Consider the following 18,414-nt stretch of genomic DNA (forward strand, 5'->3'; position numbering starts at 1 on the left):
TAAGAAAGGAGGATTATCATGCAAGAAATTGTTATCGCTAGTGCAGTTCGAACTCCAATCGGCTCCTTTTCTGGAGCCTTAGGACAAATGCAGGCCTCTGATTTGGGTGCTTTGGTGATTAAAGAAGCCATTCATCGAGCAGGAATTGACCCCGAACAAGTCGATGAAGTTATCCTAGGAAATGTATTGCAAGGGGGACAAGGTCAGAATCCAGCACGTCAAGCAGCAATTAAAGCGGGCTTGAAAAACGAAGTTCCTTCTTGGACTCTGAATAAACTCTGTGGATCCGGTCTAAAGTCTGTCATCGCTGCGGTTCAGGCAATACTAGCTGGAGATGCTGAAATCATCGTCGCTGGCGGTATGGAGAGTATGTCGACTGCTCCCTACGTTCTTCCTAAAGCACGTCAAGGGTTCCGGATGGGAAATGGTGAAATTATCGACAGCATGGTCTATGATGGACTGACTGATGCTTTTCATGGAATCCACATGGGCTTGACGGCTGAAAATGTGGCTGAGCTCTACGGAATAACCCGGGAGGCACAGGACAATTATGCTCTCCAAAGTCAAAATCGCGCCGAAGCGGCAATTCGGTCGGGGAAATTCACCGAAGAGATTGTTCCGGTTCTCATTCCACAGCGTAAGGGAGAACCAGTACGCTTTGAGCAAGATGAGTTCCCGCGTTTTGGTTTGACTTATGACGCTTTGGAGAAACTACGTCCAGCCTTCAAAAAAGAGGGAAGCGTGACTGCTGGAAATGCTTCAGGAATCAATGATGGAGCAGCCGCGTTTGTCATCATGTCCAAAGCAAAAGCCTTAGAATTAGGAATTGAGCCTTTGGCGACGATCAAATCTTGGGCCTCAGCAGGGGTTGATCCTAAGCTCATGGGAACTGGACCGATACCGGCAAGTCGTAAAGCCCTCGAGAAAGCGGGCTTGAAGGTCGAAGATATGGATTTAGTCGAAGCGAATGAGGCCTTTGCAGCCCAAGCTTTAGCGGTCATTCAAGATCTTGGACTTCTGCCGGAAAAAACGAATGTAAACGGTGGGGCGATTGCCTTAGGGCACCCGATCGGCGCAAGTGGCGCCAGGATTCTCGTAACCCTTCTGCATGAGATGAAGCGACAAAATGTTAAAAGAGGTCTAGCGACCCTTTGTATTGGTGGAGGTCAAGGGATTGCTATGGTCGTAGAGAAATAAATAAAATTCGTGGTGGAAAGAAGTAGAGAAGAAATTATGGAGGTGTATATCAGATGGAGGTAATTGGAATTCTCCTCAGTCTTGCGCTACTAATGTTTATGGCCTACCGAGGATTCTCTGTCATTCTGTTTGCTCCGATATTTGCCATATTGGCCGCGATATTTTCTGGAATGGCTATTATGCCAACGTATACAGAAATCTTTTTACCCAATTTAGCAAACTATGTTAAGATCTATTTCCCATTCTTCTTATTGGGTGCTATCTTTGGAAAAGTCATGGAAGAATCAGGAGCGGCAAAATCAATTGCACGCTTTATCGTTCAAAAACTAGGTAAACGTCAGGCTATGCTTGCGGTCGTATTATCTGCCGCCATCTTAACCTATGGTGGAGTGAGCCTCTTCGTTGTGGCCTTTGCAGTCTATCCGTTTGCAGCTTCTATCTTTAAGGAAGCCGATATTCCGAAAAGATTGCTTCCTGCGACGATTGCCTTAGGGGCTTTTACCTTTACCATGGACGCACTTCCTGGAACACCTCAAATTCAAAACTCAATTCCGATGAAGTTCTTTAACACTGACCTTTACGCTGCCCCTATCTTCGGAACACTGGGTACAATTATCGTTCTTGTCGGAGGGATTGCATATCTAGAATGGCGGAAGCGCTCTGCCCAAGCCAAAGGCGAAGGCTATGGAACAAATCATAAACAAGAACCTGAGATTGTTGAAGATACGAATCTACCCAGTCCCCTGCTTTCAGCTTTACCCCTTGTATCCGTCTTATTGGTTACTTTAATTCTCCAGAAGATGATCTTTCCCAAGTGGGATATACTCTCCTGGGTGACCCAAGCACCTTATAATATGGTTAAAACAGGTGTTGTAGGCTCCATGAATAACTGGGCTCTTATGATTGCCTTAGTTGTTGGAATTGTTCTCGCACTCATTATCAATCCAAAAGGGATTAAAGGAAGTGTGGCAAAGGCGCTAAATGCCGGAGCAATTGGATCCTTGTTAGCTGTAATGAACACTGCCTCCGAAGTTGGCTTCGGAAATGTTATCAAATCTCTACCCGGCTTCCAAAGTATTGCCCATGCTCTGATGGGGATCAATGGAGGTGGAAGCCCACTTCTCTCCGAGGCTGTAACAGTTAACGTGCTCTCAGGTGTTACAGGTTCTGCTTCTGGTGGAATGAGCATTGCACTAGACACCTTCGGGAAGCAATATTTGGAGTGGGCGCTAAAAGCTGGGGTAGATCCTCAACTCCTCCACCGTGTTGCATCTATGGCCTCGGGGGGGATGGATACCTTACCTCATAATGGAGCCGTGATTACCCTCTTGGGAATTGCAGGACTAACCCATAAAGAATCCTATAAAGATATCTTTGCCATTACGTTACTAAAAACAGGTACAGTTTTTGTCCTCATTATGCTTCAAGGCATGTTCCACTTTATTTAATTTAGACAAGTTAATATTCAATTGACATTAAAATGCACACGAGTAAAATCGGGTAGCCGTAATGGGCACCCGATTTTTTCGTACGCTTCCGCTGTGTTTTTCTTCCAATTGTAACTGGGAAAATTAAAAAAACTGTGCTATACTGAAAATCTGAACAGGGAGGAGGGTCACTGTGGCATCTGAAGGAATTAAGGTCATATCCGATAACCGTAAAGCCTATCATGATTACTTCATCGAAGAGAAGCTTGAAGCGGGTATTATTCTGACCGGTACAGAAATTAAGTCCATTCGAAATGGGCGTGTCAATCTAAAGGATAGCTATGCTCGGATTGAGAACGGGGAAGTATGGCTTCATCAGATGCACATTAGCCCGTATGAACAGGGGAATCGTTTTAACCATGATCCCTTAAGAAAACGTAAACTTCTCTTAAACCGTTCAGAGATTATAAAGTTAGTAGGCAAAATTCAACTTCAAGGCCTGACGCTCATTCCGACCAAGATTTATCTCAGAAGAGGGATGGCGAAGATCGAACTTGGTGTCGGCCGAGGTAAGAAGAATTATGACAAACGTCAGGATATTGCGGATCGGGATGCTAAGCGAGAGATCGAGCGGCATTTTCGAGGCCAGAGTAAAGAATATTGAATTTGAAACAAAAAACAGCTATCTAGAGTTTAAACTCGATAGCTGTTTTTTGTTTCAAAAAATAATTTGCAAGTATGAAAAGTATGATGTATCATACTTTGTAGAGGTGGTAAGTATGATGCATCATGGTAAATTCTATGGTTCGACGGTTATGGGAGAACGTGGACAAGTTGTTATTCCGGTCGAAGCCAGAGAAGAGATTGGTATCGAACCAGGAGAGAAACTAGTTGTTTTAGGGAATAAGAGAAGAGGGGTCGTCATCTTATTCAAAGGCGATGTCATGACGAGATTCGCAGAAATGATGTTTCGAAAAACCAGATTCTTTGAGGAGATGTTCAATTCTCCCCAGGAAGATTCAGAACAGGATAAAAATAAAGAGCAGGATAAAACTAAAGGGAAATAAGTCACAGCGTTACAATCTGAGAATGAGATTTCGACAATTTTTAACAATTATTAAGGCTAGTTATTAGACAAACATAACAGGAGTAGCTTGAGACTTGGGAGGAAATTGATGCCAATTATTATTAAGTTTTTTAAGGATAAACGCTTTCGCAAGATCATCTCCATGTTTCTGCAATTTGTATTTCAACTTTGGTGGGTTAATAAGAAGAGACGATTCCTTACAGAAGAAAAATATCAGAGGCAGACCAAGACCATCTATCGGAAGCAGGCCAGCCTATTTACAGAGACGGCTACAGAACTGGGTGGACTTCTCATTAAACTGGGGCAATTTTTCAGTTCTAGGGTGGACGTTTTACCTGAGGAATACACAAGTGAACTTTCGAAGTTACAGGATGCTGTCAAACCGGTTGGAACAGAAGAAATCATCAAGCGGATTGAAGAGGAATATTGCTGCCCCATCGCTGAGGTTTATACGAACTTTTCACGAGAACCTATTGCTTCTGCCTCTTTGGGGCAAGTTCACATTGCTGAGATTAAAGACCATAATAAAGTAGCCGTAAAAATATTGCGCCCTGGTGTCGAGGCGATTATCCAAACAGACTTTGATGCGCTCAGGTTTATAGTGACCTTCGCTAAACGATATCCTAGAATTAGCGCAGCCGTTGATTTGGAGCAGATCTATAACGAGTTTGTTGAAACGACACTCGAAGAACTCGACTATATCAAAGAGGGCCGACATGCGGATGCCTTTCGCGAAAATTTTGCGGGAGACTCGAGGGTTAGCGTACCTGAGGTGTATTGGGAGTATACAACTCAGCGAGTACTGACGATGGAATATGTCACGGGCTATAAAGTGAACGATTATAAGGCTCTAGAAAGGGTCGGGTTAGATCGTGAACAGATCGCGGACACCTTAATTTCTGCTTATGTACAACAATTGCTGACCGATGCATTTTTCCATGCAGATCCTCATCCCGGAAATTTGCTCGTTAAAGAAGATGGAACACTCGTTTTTTTAGATTTCGGAATGATGGGTCGAATTGAGAAAGGCATGCGCGAAGAATTGATTGCCTTCGTCTTAGCCTTATTTAAGAAAGATACAGAACAAATGGTGATCATCTTTGAAAATCTTGGCTTCCTTCGACCTCATGCGGATAAAACGACTTTAGCTAAAGGGCTCAAACTCATCATGGCAAATGTCTTTGAGGATCCAAACCTGAAGAACGTCAATTCAGAGGAATTTCTACTGGAACTAAGAGAATTTATGTATTCCCAACCGTTTCAGATTCCGGCGCGAACCTTGTTTTTAGGGAAGTCGCTTTTGACGATCATAGGAATTTGTAATGGACTGAATCCTCAGCTCGATCTAATAAAGACACTTCGCCCTTATGCGGAGGAGTTGTTAGCGGAGGAAGCCTCGGGATTTGGATCAGAGGGATTTGCTCAAGGGTTTATTCTCAATCAAGCAAAGAAGACACTCGGCGAGGTAGTTACACTGCCCGAAAAATTAAACCGACTTATTACTGGGTTAGAAGTCGGTGAGATAAGAATTCACCCGTCCAAGAGTTTTGAGCTCAATCTCTTGCAAAACCAAAGAGATCAGGCAAGTCGAATTGTACGTGCGATCTTTAGTAGCAGCTTTTTAATTTCAGGTGCGATTTTACTTGAAGGTCCGTATTATAAGGTGGGTTTGACGCTGATACTTCTTTCAGCTCTAGCCTTCGTCTCATTTTTGAAACCTAACTCAAACTCAACGAGGCGGAAAAGAAGTGGACAAAGAAGCAGTACGATGAGAAATGCTTCATCTTCAGGATTTAGGAAACCACGTTTTCATCCCTGATGATCAAAAGTGAGGTTCATTTAAATTCACATATGAGTAATAAGGAGAGGTGTTTATGAGTTTAGAAAACATCAAGTTTAGCTTCGAAGAGAATGAAGAAGGTTTCACAGTCACCCTTAAGGGGGATAAAGAGAAGCTTAGAGCGAAGTTGGAGGCCTTTGAGGCATTCTTAAACTTCCGAGAAAAAGCTAAGCAAGCAGGTTTCGAGCATCCTGGTAGTAACTCTCCGATTCATCAGTTCTTCAAAGCCATGCACAAACATCATGCTCATCATGGCCATGGGGGGCATGGGCAATGGGGTCACCACGGTTATCACGGTTGTCACGGAGAACACTCCTTTAAACACGGACAGTGTGCAGAGTCTTCAAAGGATGAGGTTCCAATGAATCAAAGTGAAGAAAACAAGAAGGCAGAAGAGTAAGTTGACGTAGAAGCGTTTAGCCCGTCTATCTTTCAGAAATGAGTGATAGACGGGCTATTTTTATTTTACTCATCTCCTGATAGAATTAGAGGGTGAAATAGCGAAAGACAGATTCGGTTACTTCAAATGAAATAAGGAAACGGAACAAATGAAGCAAACTATGCCTGGGAGGTAATTTATGAAAAACGTATTTTACTATGAGACAGAAATCGGCAAAATGAGAATAGAGGAAAACGGAACCGCGATTACTTATATGGATTTTGGCAGCAATGAATCAGAAGCACAGGGAACGGAAACCCCTCTGCTGGCTGAAGCGGCGAAACAGCTAAACGAATACCTTGCTGGAAAGCGGAAAAATTTCGATCTTCCGCTAGCTCCCGAGGGGACAACATTTCAGAAAGCGGTTTGGAACGCACTGCAGAAAATTCCCTATGGAGAAACCTGCAGCTATGGAGAAGTTGCAAAGAATATTGAACGGCCAAAGGCTTCCCGCGCTGTTGGCATGGCAAATAACCGAAACCCCATTATGATCTTTATCCCCTGTCATCGAGTTATCGGCGCAAATGGCAAGTTGGTGGGTTATGCAGGTGGCCTAGATGTAAAAGAACGTCTTTTGAAGTTAGAAAATAATCATATTAACGGTTAAGACAAAAAACTAGCGGCGCCAAGTTTCGCACAACTTGTACACCCCCATATGTTGTATGGGGGTGATTTGATGAAGAAAGTGGATGGAGTTTTTGAGGGTGGTGGCGTCAGGGGAATTGCATTTGTCGGTGCGATCTGCCAGCTTGAAGAGCAGGGATATGAATGGGTAAAACTTGCTGGAACGTCAGCTGGAGCCATCGTCGCGGCCCTTCTGGCTGCAGGATATACCGGCCAAGAGCTTAAAGTGGTGCTCAATGAGTTAGATTATAGAATGTTTCTTGACAAGACCATGCTCCAGTCCGTCCCAGTGATGGGGAAACTAGCAGGACTTCTTTTTGAACGAGCAATTTATAATGGAAATGCCTTCGAAGATTGGTTCACCAGCCTATTAAAGAAGAAAGGAGTCAACACATTTAAAGATCTTAATTATGGTGAATCCCAATTAAAAATTATTGCTTCAGACATCACACTCAAAGAGTTACTCATATTACCCGATGATTTGCTTCGTTATGGATTAGATCCCTTAGAATTTCCAATCGCTAAAGCAGTTCGAATGAGTATGAGTATCCCATTCTTCTTCAAACCGGTTAAACTTTACTATAAGGAAAAGTCAAGCTTAATCGTTGATGGTGGAATTCTAAGTAATTACCCAATCTGGATTTTCGATGTGAAAGGCAAGCCCCGTTGGCCTACCTTCGGATTTAAGCTTGTGAATCCAGGTAAAATTTCAGGCTCAGGTGAAACAAATATAGTTTCTTATTTGCAAGACATTATTAGTACAATGCTCGATGAAAATGATGGACGTTATTTATGCCACAGTGAAAACATTCGATCAATCTCTATACCTACCTTAGGAATTAGTAGCACGCAATTTGATATCAGTCAGAGTGATAGCCGTAAGTTATATGATTCAGGATATGAGGCAGCTAAACAATTTTTAAGAACTTGGGACTTCCAACGTTATATTAAGGAAAACAGAGTACAGAAATGATGGGTTGTCTTCAACGATTAAGAGTGGATTTATAAAATTGAGTTTCGCCAAATATTAAGATATAGTTTTAGATCGTCTGGATAATATAAATTCTTGGAAAGTTAATTAATTTTCTTGCGGTATTGTATGGAGACAAAGGGTCGGTTTTTCTGCTTCCTGAGGCGAAGAACCGACCCTTTGTTTACTCATTGGGGTAAATTTCTTGGCAGTAGAATGTAGTTATTAATAAAAATTAATAAAAATAAAATTATTTCAAAATAGAATTAGTCTTTTTAATTTGTTAGTATTTACACAAAGATTTTATTATAAGCTTATATATTGCCTACAATTCAAGAGAGGCATGGACAGAAAAAGTATTATTAGAGAAGTAATATGATAAGGAGGTAAATGGGACTATTTTCTGAGTGATTTTTACTATTAATAAATCGGGGAGGTTAAAAACACGTATGGCTGATTTTATGGACAGAATTGGCACTTTAAACCTTAGCCGCAGAAACTTTATTAAAGCTAGTTCAGTAGCTGCTGCCAGCTTATCTTTAGTCGGTTGTGGCAACACGTTAAAAGCAGTAGATGCTCCTGTAAACCAAGGAGAAAAATGGATTACTGGTGGTTGTATCTATGATTGTGGCTGTAGATGCTTAAATAAAGTATTGGTCAGGGACGGGGTTGTAATTAGGCAAAAAACCGATGACCTGGACCCAGATAGTCCTGATTTCTTTCAGCATAGAGCTTGTAACCGCGGACGTGCTCTAAGGAAACACATGCTCGCTGCAGATAAACTAAAATACCCGATGAAGCGTAAGAATTGGGAACCTGGAGGCGGCAAAAAGGAACTGCGCGGCAAAGATGAATGGGTACGTATTTCCTGGGATGAAGCTTTGGATATCCTTGCCAGTGAGCTTAAAAATACAAAAGAGAAATACGGCAATCGCTCCATCTTGTCCGCCAATAGAGAAGTTAGTAATGTGATAAAAGCCTTTGGCGGACATGTTACAGGATGGGGTACTACATCATTTGGTTCCTGGGCCACAACTGCACCTAGAATGGGTTACATGTATTATAATCCTGACCCTGTTAATGATAGGTTTGATATGCGTAATTGCGAAACTGTGATTATTTTTGGTGGGAATCCGGCTTGGTCTTCGCCTGGCAGTGCCATGTACCATTCTTATCTACAGGTGAAGAAAGCAGGGGCAAAATTTATTATTATTGACCCCATCTATACCGACAGTACAGCTACTTTGGGTGCAGAATGGATACCAATTCGTCCTAGTACCGATGCAGCAATGCTGTTAGGTATAGCCCATACTTTGATTACCGAAGATGACCCTATCACTAATCCTTTGATCGATTGGGATTTTCTAAAACGTTGTACCATAGGTTTTGATGCAGAAGGCGTACCTGAAGGTGCGGATCCAAAAGAAAACTTTAAAGATTATGTCTTGGGTACTTATGATAATGAGCCAAAAACTCCCGAATGGGCTTCGGAAATCTGTGGTGTTGAACCGAATAAAATTCGTTATCTGGCTCGTGAACTAAGGAAAGATAAAAAAGTAGCCTTTTTGACTACTTGGGCTTCAGCCAGAACCAATAATGCAGACAGTTTGCCACAACTGTTTATTACAATTGGAGCAATGACCGGACATATTGGAAAATCCGGACACATGACCGGAGACTCTGCTCATAGATGTGGTGGAAATGGCGGTCCTTTCCATTGGACGGTAGGTGCGACCGGTTTACCCAATCCAAAAAATCCGGTAGATGACTCAATTAATACATCTGAACTTTGGCAATGTATACTTGATGGTAAATATAGATATACTGGCGGCAAAGATGCTTATTTGGCACCGGTCGAAAGAAATATTGATATTCATGCAATTATTCACACGGGTAGTAATACTTTACAAACAACACCTAACGTAATGAAAGGAATAGAAGTTCATCGCAAAGTAGATTTTGTGGCAGCCGTCGCTCTATTCCCTATTCTTAACGCCCAATATGCCGATCTAATACTGCCTGCAACAACAATTTGGGAAAATATAGGTGATATTGGTACTTGGGGTACGAAAGAAGCCGTGATTGTCTCTTCAAAAGTATATGAACCTCTTTATGAAGCAAAGACTGACCGCTGGATTGCAACCGAATTAATGAAACGATTAGGTATTGAGGAGTCTATATTGTTCCCGATTAGTGAAAAACAAGTTTACTTCAATCAAATTGCAGGGGCAACAGTTCAAGTCGATCAAAAAAAATATGTTCCCTTAGTAACAGTCACCGAAGCAGATCTTACTGAGTGGGGTGTAAAAGGCAAGCCTCAACAGGGCCAAATCGCATTGAGGGAATTTATCGAAAAAGGAATATACAAAGTTAAGAGAAGTCCTGGTGATATTTTAGGGAATATTGCTTTTAAAGATTTTGTCGATGATCCTGAAGCCCATCCTGTGGCTTCAGAAAGCGGAAAATTAGAGATTCATTGTAAAAAACTTGCTAACGATAATAATAGAAGGGCCTACTCTAAAATAAGGCCTATTCCCACTTGGATTCCTGTTGTAGAAGGATATCAAGACTCCTTCTCTGATTGGAATAAGAAGGTGAAAGGAGAATATCCTTATCAAGTGGTTCAGGTCCATCATTTAAGTAAAGGTCATACAAATTTTGCTAATAACCCTTGGTTGCTGGAAGCATGGGATAACCCCATCTATATGAATACCAAAGATGCTGCTGATAATGGCGTGTCAGAAGGAGATTCTGTTGTTGTCAGTAGTAAATATGGTAAAGTGCTAAGGAGAGCACATGTCACGGAAAGGATGATGCCAGGAGTTATGGCGATTCATCATGGATGCTGGACTCAAATAGATGAAGCTACCGGAATTGATATTGGTGGTTCAGAAAGTACATTATTGGGTGCTCCCCCGACAGGCGTTGGGTTAAATGGGTATAATTCTTGTCTTGTCAAGGTAGAAAAATGGACGGGAACTTTTGTTCCAGATGTAAAAAGACCTTTGAAGTTGATTTAACAGAGAGGAGGTTATTTCTTAATGGGTAAATTAGGATTTTATTATGATCAAAACTTGTGCACTGGCTGCAAAGCTTGCCAGACCGCTTGCAAGGACAAAAACGATTTAGATGTTGGAACTCTTTTTCGCCACGTCAGAACCTTTGAAACCGGTAAATACCCGAATGTAGGGCTTTATCAATATTCCGCTACCTGTAATCACTGTGCAGAACCGAAATGTGTAAAAGGATGTCCTACCCGGGCCATGCATATAGCTGAAGATGGTACCGTACAACATGACAAAGAATTGTGTGTGGGATGTCGATATTGTACGTGGAATTGTCCATATGCAGTTCCTCAATATATAGAGAAATTAAACATAATCAGAAAATGTGACAGTTGTAAGGACTTAAGGGATCAAGGTCAAAATCCAGTGTGTGTTGATGCATGTAACATGCGGGTTCTAGAATGGGGAGATTTAGACGAATTAAAAGCAAAATACAAGGATACAGTTGGTGATTTACCTATTCTACCTCGCTCAACCATCACCAATCCTTCTTTGCTTATCAAACCCAGAACGGCTGCTTTAGAAGAAAATCCTCGGGAATTTAAACAAAATCCCCGAGTAAAGGGGGCTTAAGAAATGGGTGAAACTCCATTACTGATTTTTTCATTTTGCCTTCAGGCTGCCATTGGCACCATGTGGTTTATGACCCTCAGTAAACAACTGTATAAAGGGAAAATATTCAATGTCGCGAGTATCACAACAGCAGCCTTAAGTATTATTGGGGTCCTTGCCTCTTTGATTCACTTGGGCAAACCATTTTCCGCTTTGAATGCTCTCTCCAACCTGGGAAGCTCCTGGTTGAGCAATGAAGTTCTTTCTGTCAGTATCTTCATGGGGATTGCTGTACTATACGCATTTGCCCAATACTTTAAATCTGATAACCAAAGCTTGAGCAAGATTTTAGCAGGAGCTGGAAGTGCAGTTGGCATTTTCTCCGTCTTTGCTATGGCTAAAGTCTATACCACTACCATTGTTCCTGTTTGGCAGGGAACCAACACTTTCGTCGATTTTTACGCCACTTCTATTGCCGTAGGTGCCCTAATCTTTATCACTTCCAGTTTAAAGGAGTTAGGAAATATCGATAAAAGAATCTACGGGTTTATTGTTTTAGCTGTCGTAATCATCCAGGCAGCCATAGCAGTCCCTTATGCGATTGATTTAAGTGTAAGTGGACAGGCCGCACAGGCCAGCGCTGAACTGCTAAGCGGAATGAATGCTGTCATCGGCTTTAAATGGTTGCTTATTCTAGGTGGAGCCGGAATTCTGATGTGGCCTGCAACTCAAAAAGCCGATGCGGCAAAAGCTACAACAGGTATTATCTACTTGGCCGGTGCTGCTTTGATTCTCGGTGAGTTCATTGGAAGATATGTGTTCTATGCCGCCATGATTGCTGCTAGAATTGGCTTAACTTAAATCTTCATTCCTTTCTCTTACCTAATCGAAACCCAGCTTCTGCTATCAGATGGAGCTGGGTTTCATCACTTGAATCGTTATCACCGCGACAACAGCTAATGTTATGATTAGAAAGTTTTCCATGTGAAAAGCAGAATAAATGCTATAATGTAAGTATCTGTCGAAACGGCCGGAGGTGATTGGGTTGGGGAATGTACGCTTGAGAACCCGATTTATCATATTGTTGGTGGGTATTTTGGCTGTTTCACTGCTCATGAATGTGGGTTGGATTGGTATCACCCAAGAAAAGCAGGCCGTAAAGGAAATGCATGAAAAGGCCTATGTACTTTCACAGCAAATGAATGCTGTTTGGGAGTTCATGGTTATCAATCAAGATATTATTAATTATGATGCCAATGGCGAATACAATTTTAAACGCTTACATTGTTCACTTGTGGGCAAGAGCATCGGTAAATTGTTTGGTAAGAAAACAGGCTACACTGTACGCTATACTAATTTTAATCCGCGAAATAAGGCAGATACTCCGGATGACTTTGAACTGGAGGCCTTGGCCCTATTTGCTAAAGATAAGAATGTAACGGAATTTTATAAGGTAACCGAGTATGAAGGGAAAGATACGTTTCGCTTTACCGCTCCTATGCGTATTGAAAAGAATTGTTTAGAATGTCACGGGGACCCTGCCGGCGAGCTGGATATTTTGGGTTTCCCCAAAGAAGGATGGAAAACAGGTGACCTGGCTGGCGCTGTTAGTATCGTGATGCCTATTGATATGTATACGGAAAACATTCATTCTAATGTGATTAAGCAAGTGGCCTATATTTTTCTGCTCACTTTATTTCTTGTATTACTCATATTTTACGCCATGTCTAAACTGGTTACAAAACCCTTAAGCCAATTAAAAGTTGCTATGGAACACGTCAAAACCGGAGATTTGAAAGTCGATTTAGAGGATATTGATGCCCAAGGAGAAATTCGGGAGTTAGCCGACCATTTTGAAGTCATGACCGAAGAGTTGCAGAATTTATACAATGACCTTGAGAATAAGGTTGAACTACGGACTCAAGATTTAGCTCGAGCCAAAGATATATTGGAATCTCAGCGTATCCAACTGGAGGAGGCCAATCGTCGATTACAAGAGGATAATCAGTATAAATCGGACTTCCTTGCCATTATGAGCCATGAGTTGCGAACGCCCCTGACTTCGATTATTGCCTTCGCTGAAGTTCTGGAACGAGGGAAAAGCCCGAAGACCGAAAAGGAACAACGAGTGGTTCAGGAAATTAAAGGAAACAGTCAGATTCTCTTGAGCATGATCAATAATATCTTAGAAATGGCTCGCATAGAAGCAGGAAGAAAAGAACTGATTCTAGAACCCATTGACCTTGTTGATGTGATTAACGCCGTGGAAAGTGTCATGGAACCTTTGATTGAGAAGAAGGATATCCGCTATTCCAGTATCGTCCATCGGGAGGTGCCACTGATTGATGGCGATAGGGAAGGTTTGCGTCGAATTGTCGAAAACCTGGTGAGTAATGCCATGAAATTTACGCCGAAGGGCGGCGAAATTAAAGTCAGGGTTGCTTATGATCGAGATAAAAATGAAGTTTTAATTAACGTTCAAGATAATGGTATAGGAATCCGCAAAGAAGACCAACCCTATATTTTTGAAAAGTTTGTGCAAAGCGATACCTCTATTCAACGGCAGTATAACGGCAGCGGTTTGGGCTTGGCTTTGGCCAAGGAGCTGACAGAGCTCCACGGAGGATGGATTAGGGTTGTTAGCGAATTAGGTCAAGGGAGCTTATTTACGGTCGGTATTCCTGCGGGAGATCGTAAAGGGGGGATGCTAGATGAAGATTATGGTGGCTGATGATGAGGAGAGTATCCGTATCGTGGTTGAGCATATTGTAACCGAGGACTGCAACGGCTATGATTTTTGTTGCGCTTCAGATGGGGCAGAGGCCTTGATAGTCTTTGCAGCTGAACAGCCTGACTTAGTCATCTTGGATGTGATGATGCCCAAGCTTAATGGCTTTGACGTTTGCAGTATATTAAGGAAAGAAGGTAGCACAGTTCCTATCATTATCTTATCCGCCAAAGGGGATATCGTGGATAAAAGCATAGGATTCAAGGCAGGAGCCGACGATTATCTGGTTAAACCTTTTAGCTCCTTGGAATTGTCTTTGCGTATTGAGGCTCTTTTGCGCCGTCGGAACATAAAAGATGGATATGGCTCTAACGCGGAGAAGAAGGAAAGCTGTAAGGTTGGAGATTTAGAAATCTTCTTCAATCGTTATGAGGCAAAATTAAGGGGTAAGCGCGTGGAATTAACCCCCAAAGAATTTAAAATTCTGGCCTATATGGCGGCTAATCCAGGAGATGTTTTTACGAGAGAACAATTGCTCGCTTATGTATGGGGCGAGGATTATGTAGGCGAGTTAACAAGTATTGCGGTATTTATTCGCAAAATACGTGAAAAAATTGAGGATGAACCCTCTAAACCCAAATACTTACAGACGGTATGGGGAGTGGGTTATAAGTTCGGCGCGAAGTAAAATATGAGATAGGTGGTATAGGATATGAACGCACAAAACGAGGGTATAGCCATTCTGCTGGCCAACCGTTATTATTTGTATAAATTATTACAGCGGATATTTGGGGATGAACCTAGCGCAGAATTGATGGAAATTGTAGCAGGCCAGCATACCCAGGAAGCGTTGCTGCTCTTACTTGCTGAAGATGAACATCATTTTGATGCTTACTTTGAGTTATTGACTCAGTTAAGAGAGGGTTTAGCAGATGACGCAGAGGGTACGTTGGATAAGCTGAAGGATGAATATACGTATTTATTGATTGGGCCCAATAAATTACCCGCTCCCCCTTGGGAATCAGTGTATCTAACTAAGGAACGTACGATTTTTCAGGAAAGCACGTTGAATGTGCGCCGCATATATTTGGGGTACAACTTCTTACCTGCTAACTATCCTCATGAAGCCGATGATCATCTTGCGTTAGAACTGGACTTCATGGCTCATTTGGCGGAATTGACCCAAGGCTGTTTCGAGGAAGAAAAGACTGAGGAGATTAAGAAGCTCTTGCTTGATCAGAAAGCCTTTTTAGATGAACATCTGTTGGTTTGGATTGGCGATTTTGCGGAGCAAATTCAGCAAGGTAAAACGCAGTATTTTTATCCGCAGGTGGCGTCATTAACGGAGCAAGTATTAAAAATCGATGCAGCTATTTTAGTAGAGATTCTCTCTTTGATGTAGCAGCCGAAACGAAACATTGCTTAAATAAGATGGGGGTGTAACAAACTTTAGTTTTGTTACACCCCCATTATTTCATTTCGTTAAATTAAAATTTAACCACGCCTCGTAGACATCATCAGTGAACGTCGTTAGATTATGAATTGTAGGTATATTGATTAGGTTGGTCACCCCATCTTGTTGAGTACTATTAGTGATTAGACCTCGTTCAAGTTTTTTTAGATTTGGGGTTACGTTGGTTAGAGCATCCTCAAACAAGGAGGGGTTCACTAAATACGCTGCGGCAACGACATCCCAGTTGTGAAAACCTTCTAGATTGAACCTAGCCATCATATTTTCGAACCAGTATGAACACTTTTGGGATATATAGTGTCCAATCGGTCTATTACTGGAACCAAGTCTACTTTTAAATTCTTGGTCTGTAAAAAAGGCCTCAAGACAATTGTTGCCGGTTATCATCGATAGATTTCTGGCATTTTTTAAAACGCAGGCAGCGGCAACAGGATCACAGGCAAAATTGAGTTCATCCAGAACTTTGCCGCTGATTATTAATTCCTGCGTAATCCCACCCATCAGAACAACTTCAGATACCTGATCAAAAATGGTGTTGTCTAAGTTATAAGCGGCATACAGATTCGTCAGGGACCCTGTCGCTAGTATAGAGATATTACCCTTATGGGCCTGGACCGTTTCGACGATGAAATCTGCCGCTTCGCTCTTCAAGTTATATCTATTAGCGCAGCCTTTTAAGAGGGGTATATCCGATCGGCCCAGTTCTTTGAGCATTTTCGAAGTATTGGCGTAGACTGTTTCGATATCGCTATTCCCATACGTCGTCGTAATACCGCCTATCTCGACGCCTTTGCCCAATAGATAAATTAACGCTAGACCATCATCAACATCACAATCGGTAACTCCCATGGTATTATCGCAGTCAAAGATGACTTTTTTCATGATTTCAACCTCACCTCTAAATTATCCGATGATACGGTCTAAAAAATCCGGTTCTATATATCGCTTGATTTTTTTAAAAGTATCACTGTTGCTCAAAGGTCGACCCGGCTGGGTATATTCCGTCCAGGCCATTGCACACCAAGAAATCGCGCGCAAGTAATTAAAGAATTTGAACATCTCCACTCGATCCACTAATGTCTTAGCCTGTGGGCAAGGTAGAAGTTCCTGCAAATAGGCCTCAAGAAATAAAGCTTCTTCCTCTGGACTGAGTACGTAATTCCCTTTCCAGAACGTCGTCGTCTCGATCAAAAAATGGCTTAAATCTTGAGCGGGTTCACCATAAATGGGTTTTTCCCAATCAATTAAAAAACAGGACTTTGTCTGAGCATTGACGATAAAGTTATGAGAATTGACTTCTGTATTGATTACCCGTAGCCAGGGTTCCTTTAAGAGGTATTCTTCTTGCTGCTTTCGCTCCTCAGCTTTGGTAAGATAGTGCTCCAGTCGACGAGCGGTTTGAGGATTCGCTCGTGGGCAAGCAAAGTATTTCTCCGATAAACGGCAAGCTTCATTATAAATACCCGTAAAGGGTCCAGGTTCTTTCACCAGAAATTCAATATTTTCGTCCTTGAATTCCAAGCTATGAACACGGGCCAACGTTCGGGCAGCCTGAACTAAGTCTGTGCGGTAATTTAAAGGTCTCCCTGGTAAGTACTCCATAACCAGCAGTCCATAGGGTATCTTTTGTCGGGTATCATCCAGATAAAAAGCTTGGGGAGTGACGTTAGACTTCCTTAATGTGTGTAATGCTCTAAACTCATAGGCAATCTGATTCTCCAAGTTCATCTGGCTACCGGTATTAATTCTTAGGACAAACTCTTGTTCCCCGGACTGTAACAAATAGTTCAGATTGTATTCACCCTGGGCGAGAAATTCAACCGTTATCTCTGTCTTTGTCTGCAGACCTAAGGCTAACCCAAAATCCTTTTGATTCACATATCTTCTAACAGGATCAAGCAATTCTTTAGCAAGCATCCTTGATCCCTCCTTGGACATGCTTAATAGGTCTTACCTCCCGCTCGTTCTTATAGAAAATTCCTTTTGCATAATCGGGTTCGATACATAGGAAATCTCCGACTCGAAGCTCACTATCAGCAGACGTCGTGATTAAAAGATCTGAGATACCGTCGGTAATCCGAACATGATATGTTTCACCGAGGTAACCAACTGAGGTTACTTTCCAAGGACCAGGCCCTTTAATCGGCTTAATTTGGCTAGGCTTGAGCATGAGTAAATAGTTTCCCTCTTCTAACGAGGCCTGGAAGGTACTAAGCGAGTCATTAGAACTACAAGTGAAATGCCCGTCTGTAACAAAGCCTTCGATATAATTCATTTCGCCAAAATAGTTGGCCACTTCAGGGCAAGAGGGATGGTCATAGACTGACTTTGGCGTGTCATACTGCAAAATCTGCCCATCTAACATGATTGCGATACGATCGGACATCACTAAAGCTTCCTCTTGATCATGCGTCACCAAAATAGTCGTTAAGCCTAGCTCTCGGTGGAGTGTAATAACGAGTTCCCGCATTTTTTGACGTAGATTTTCGTCGAGGCTGGAAAATGGCTCATCTAAAAGAAGGACCTCCGGCTCTGTGACGAGTGCCCTGGCTAAAGCAACTCTTTGCTGTTGCCCTCCGGAAAGTTCGTGAACTTTACTTTTTTCATAACCAGCTAGACCGACTTTAGCGAGAATGTGGAGGATCTTCTGATGTCTGATTTCCTTACTGATTCCTTTCATTCTCAAACCAAATTCGATATTCTCGCTGACATTCATATGGGGAAAAAGTCTTAGATCTTGGAACACAATCACGGTTCCACGATTTTCAGGCGCTATCTTATTCGCTAGTCTGCCACCTATATAAACTTCCCCTGTATCAGGTTCAAGCAGACCCGCCGTCGTTTTCAATAACGTACTTTTTCCGCAACCAGAAGGACCCAAAAGAGCTACGAACTCTCCCGGGTGTACATCGAAATCGATTCCCTTTAATATTTTTTTGCCACCCAGTGTCACCTGGATATTCTTGAGTGAAAAATAGTCCATCTTAACCTCTCCAACTGTTTGCGAGTAAACC

17 protein-coding genes are annotated in these 18,414 nt (G+C 42.2%); 14 read left to right on the forward strand and 3 right to left on the reverse strand.

Annotated features, from left to right (window positions below):
- Window positions 1-18: 18 nt before the first annotated feature.
- From ACZ42W_RS00965 to ACZ42W_RS01030, 14 genes are all read left to right on the forward strand, one after another.
- Window positions 19-1,197, forward strand: a complete 1,179-nt coding sequence (locus ACZ42W_RS00965; RefSeq protein WP_464167749.1) for an acetyl-CoA C-acetyltransferase — start codon at window positions 19-21, stop codon at window positions 1,195-1,197.
- A 53-nt stretch (window positions 1,198-1,250) separates the two neighbouring features.
- Window positions 1,251-2,645 carry a GntP family permease gene (locus ACZ42W_RS00970; protein WP_464167750.1) on the forward strand — a complete coding sequence of 465 codons (1,395 nt, stop codon included), beginning with the start codon at window positions 1,251-1,253 and terminating at the stop codon, window positions 2,643-2,645.
- Window positions 2,646-2,817: 172 nt separating this feature from the next.
- Window positions 2,818-3,288: an SsrA-binding protein SmpB gene (gene smpB, locus ACZ42W_RS00975; protein ID WP_464167751.1), complete on the forward strand. Its 471-nt coding sequence runs from the start codon at window positions 2,818-2,820 to the stop codon at window positions 3,286-3,288.
- Window positions 3,289-3,403: 115 nt separating this feature from the next.
- A complete protein-coding gene (locus tag ACZ42W_RS00980; RefSeq protein WP_464167752.1) occupies window positions 3,404-3,691 on the forward strand; it encodes an AbrB/MazE/SpoVT family DNA-binding domain-containing protein in 288 nt (95 codons plus the stop codon).
- A gap of 108 nt (window positions 3,692-3,799) precedes the next feature.
- The gene (locus tag ACZ42W_RS00985) at window positions 3,800-5,530 is read left to right on the forward strand and encodes an ABC1 kinase family protein (RefSeq protein ID WP_464167753.1); all 1,731 of its coding nucleotides are present in this window, start codon (window positions 3,800-3,802) and stop codon (window positions 5,528-5,530) included.
- A 55-nt stretch (window positions 5,531-5,585) separates the two neighbouring features.
- Window positions 5,586-5,951 carry a hypothetical protein gene (locus ACZ42W_RS00990; protein ID WP_464167754.1) on the forward strand — a complete coding sequence of 122 codons (366 nt, stop codon included), beginning with the start codon at window positions 5,586-5,588 and terminating at the stop codon, window positions 5,949-5,951.
- 178 nt (window positions 5,952-6,129) lie between these two features.
- On the forward strand, window positions 6,130-6,597 hold the full coding sequence (locus ACZ42W_RS00995; RefSeq protein ID WP_464167755.1) for a methylated-DNA--[protein]-cysteine S-methyltransferase: 468 nt from the start codon (window positions 6,130-6,132) through the stop codon (window positions 6,595-6,597).
- A gap of 69 nt (window positions 6,598-6,666) precedes the next feature.
- Window positions 6,667-7,587 carry a patatin-like phospholipase family protein gene (locus tag ACZ42W_RS01000; RefSeq protein WP_464167756.1) on the forward strand — a complete coding sequence of 307 codons (921 nt, stop codon included), beginning with the start codon at window positions 6,667-6,669 and terminating at the stop codon, window positions 7,585-7,587.
- A 446-nt stretch (window positions 7,588-8,033) separates the two neighbouring features.
- Window positions 8,034-10,604: a molybdopterin-dependent oxidoreductase gene (locus ACZ42W_RS01005; RefSeq protein WP_464167757.1), complete on the forward strand. Its 2,571-nt coding sequence runs from the start codon at window positions 8,034-8,036 to the stop codon at window positions 10,602-10,604.
- Window positions 10,605-10,625: 21 nt separating this feature from the next.
- Complete coding sequence (locus ACZ42W_RS01010) at window positions 10,626-11,222, forward strand: 4Fe-4S dicluster domain-containing protein (RefSeq protein WP_464167758.1); 597 nt, start codon at window positions 10,626-10,628, stop codon at window positions 11,220-11,222.
- Between the two features lie 3 nt (window positions 11,223-11,225).
- Entirely contained in the window at window positions 11,226-12,062 is an 837-nt protein-coding gene (locus ACZ42W_RS01015) for a dimethyl sulfoxide reductase anchor subunit family protein (RefSeq protein ID WP_464167759.1), read from the forward strand.
- A 178-nt stretch (window positions 12,063-12,240) separates the two neighbouring features.
- On the forward strand, window positions 12,241-13,932 hold the full coding sequence (locus ACZ42W_RS01020; protein WP_464170835.1) for a c-type heme family protein: 1,692 nt from the start codon (window positions 12,241-12,243) through the stop codon (window positions 13,930-13,932).
- Window positions 13,913-14,617, forward strand: a complete 705-nt coding sequence (locus ACZ42W_RS01025; RefSeq protein WP_464167760.1) for a response regulator transcription factor — start codon at window positions 13,913-13,915, stop codon at window positions 14,615-14,617. Before ACZ42W_RS01020 ends, ACZ42W_RS01025 begins: the two co-directional genes overlap by 20 nt.
- Window positions 14,618-14,641: 24 nt before the next feature.
- Window positions 14,642-15,331: a TorD/DmsD family molecular chaperone gene (locus ACZ42W_RS01030; protein ID WP_464167761.1), complete on the forward strand. Its 690-nt coding sequence runs from the start codon at window positions 14,642-14,644 to the stop codon at window positions 15,329-15,331.
- A 72-nt stretch (window positions 15,332-15,403) separates the two neighbouring features.
- Here the strand turns inward: ACZ42W_RS01030 and ACZ42W_RS01035 are convergent, their stop codons facing one another.
- Genes ACZ42W_RS01035 through ACZ42W_RS01045 form a run of 3 tightly spaced genes read right to left on the reverse strand, consistent with a single transcriptional unit; the run spans window position 15,404 to window position 18,383 of the window.
- Window positions 15,404-16,282, reverse strand: a complete 879-nt coding sequence (locus tag ACZ42W_RS01035; protein WP_464167762.1) for a nucleoside hydrolase — start codon at window positions 16,280-16,282, stop codon at window positions 15,404-15,406.
- Window positions 16,283-16,303: 21 nt separating this feature from the next.
- Complete coding sequence (locus ACZ42W_RS01040) at window positions 16,304-17,317, reverse strand: aminoglycoside phosphotransferase family protein (RefSeq protein ID WP_464167763.1); 1,014 nt, start codon at window positions 17,315-17,317, stop codon at window positions 16,304-16,306.
- Window positions 17,307-18,383, reverse strand: coding sequence for an ABC transporter ATP-binding protein (locus tag ACZ42W_RS01045; protein WP_464167764.1), 1,077 nt, complete (start codon window positions 18,381-18,383; stop codon window positions 17,307-17,309). Before ACZ42W_RS01045 ends, ACZ42W_RS01040 begins: the two co-directional genes overlap by 11 nt.
- Window positions 18,384-18,414 lie beyond the last annotated feature (31 nt).

The sequence above is a fragment of the Desulfitobacterium elongatum genome, from assembly GCF_055378975.1.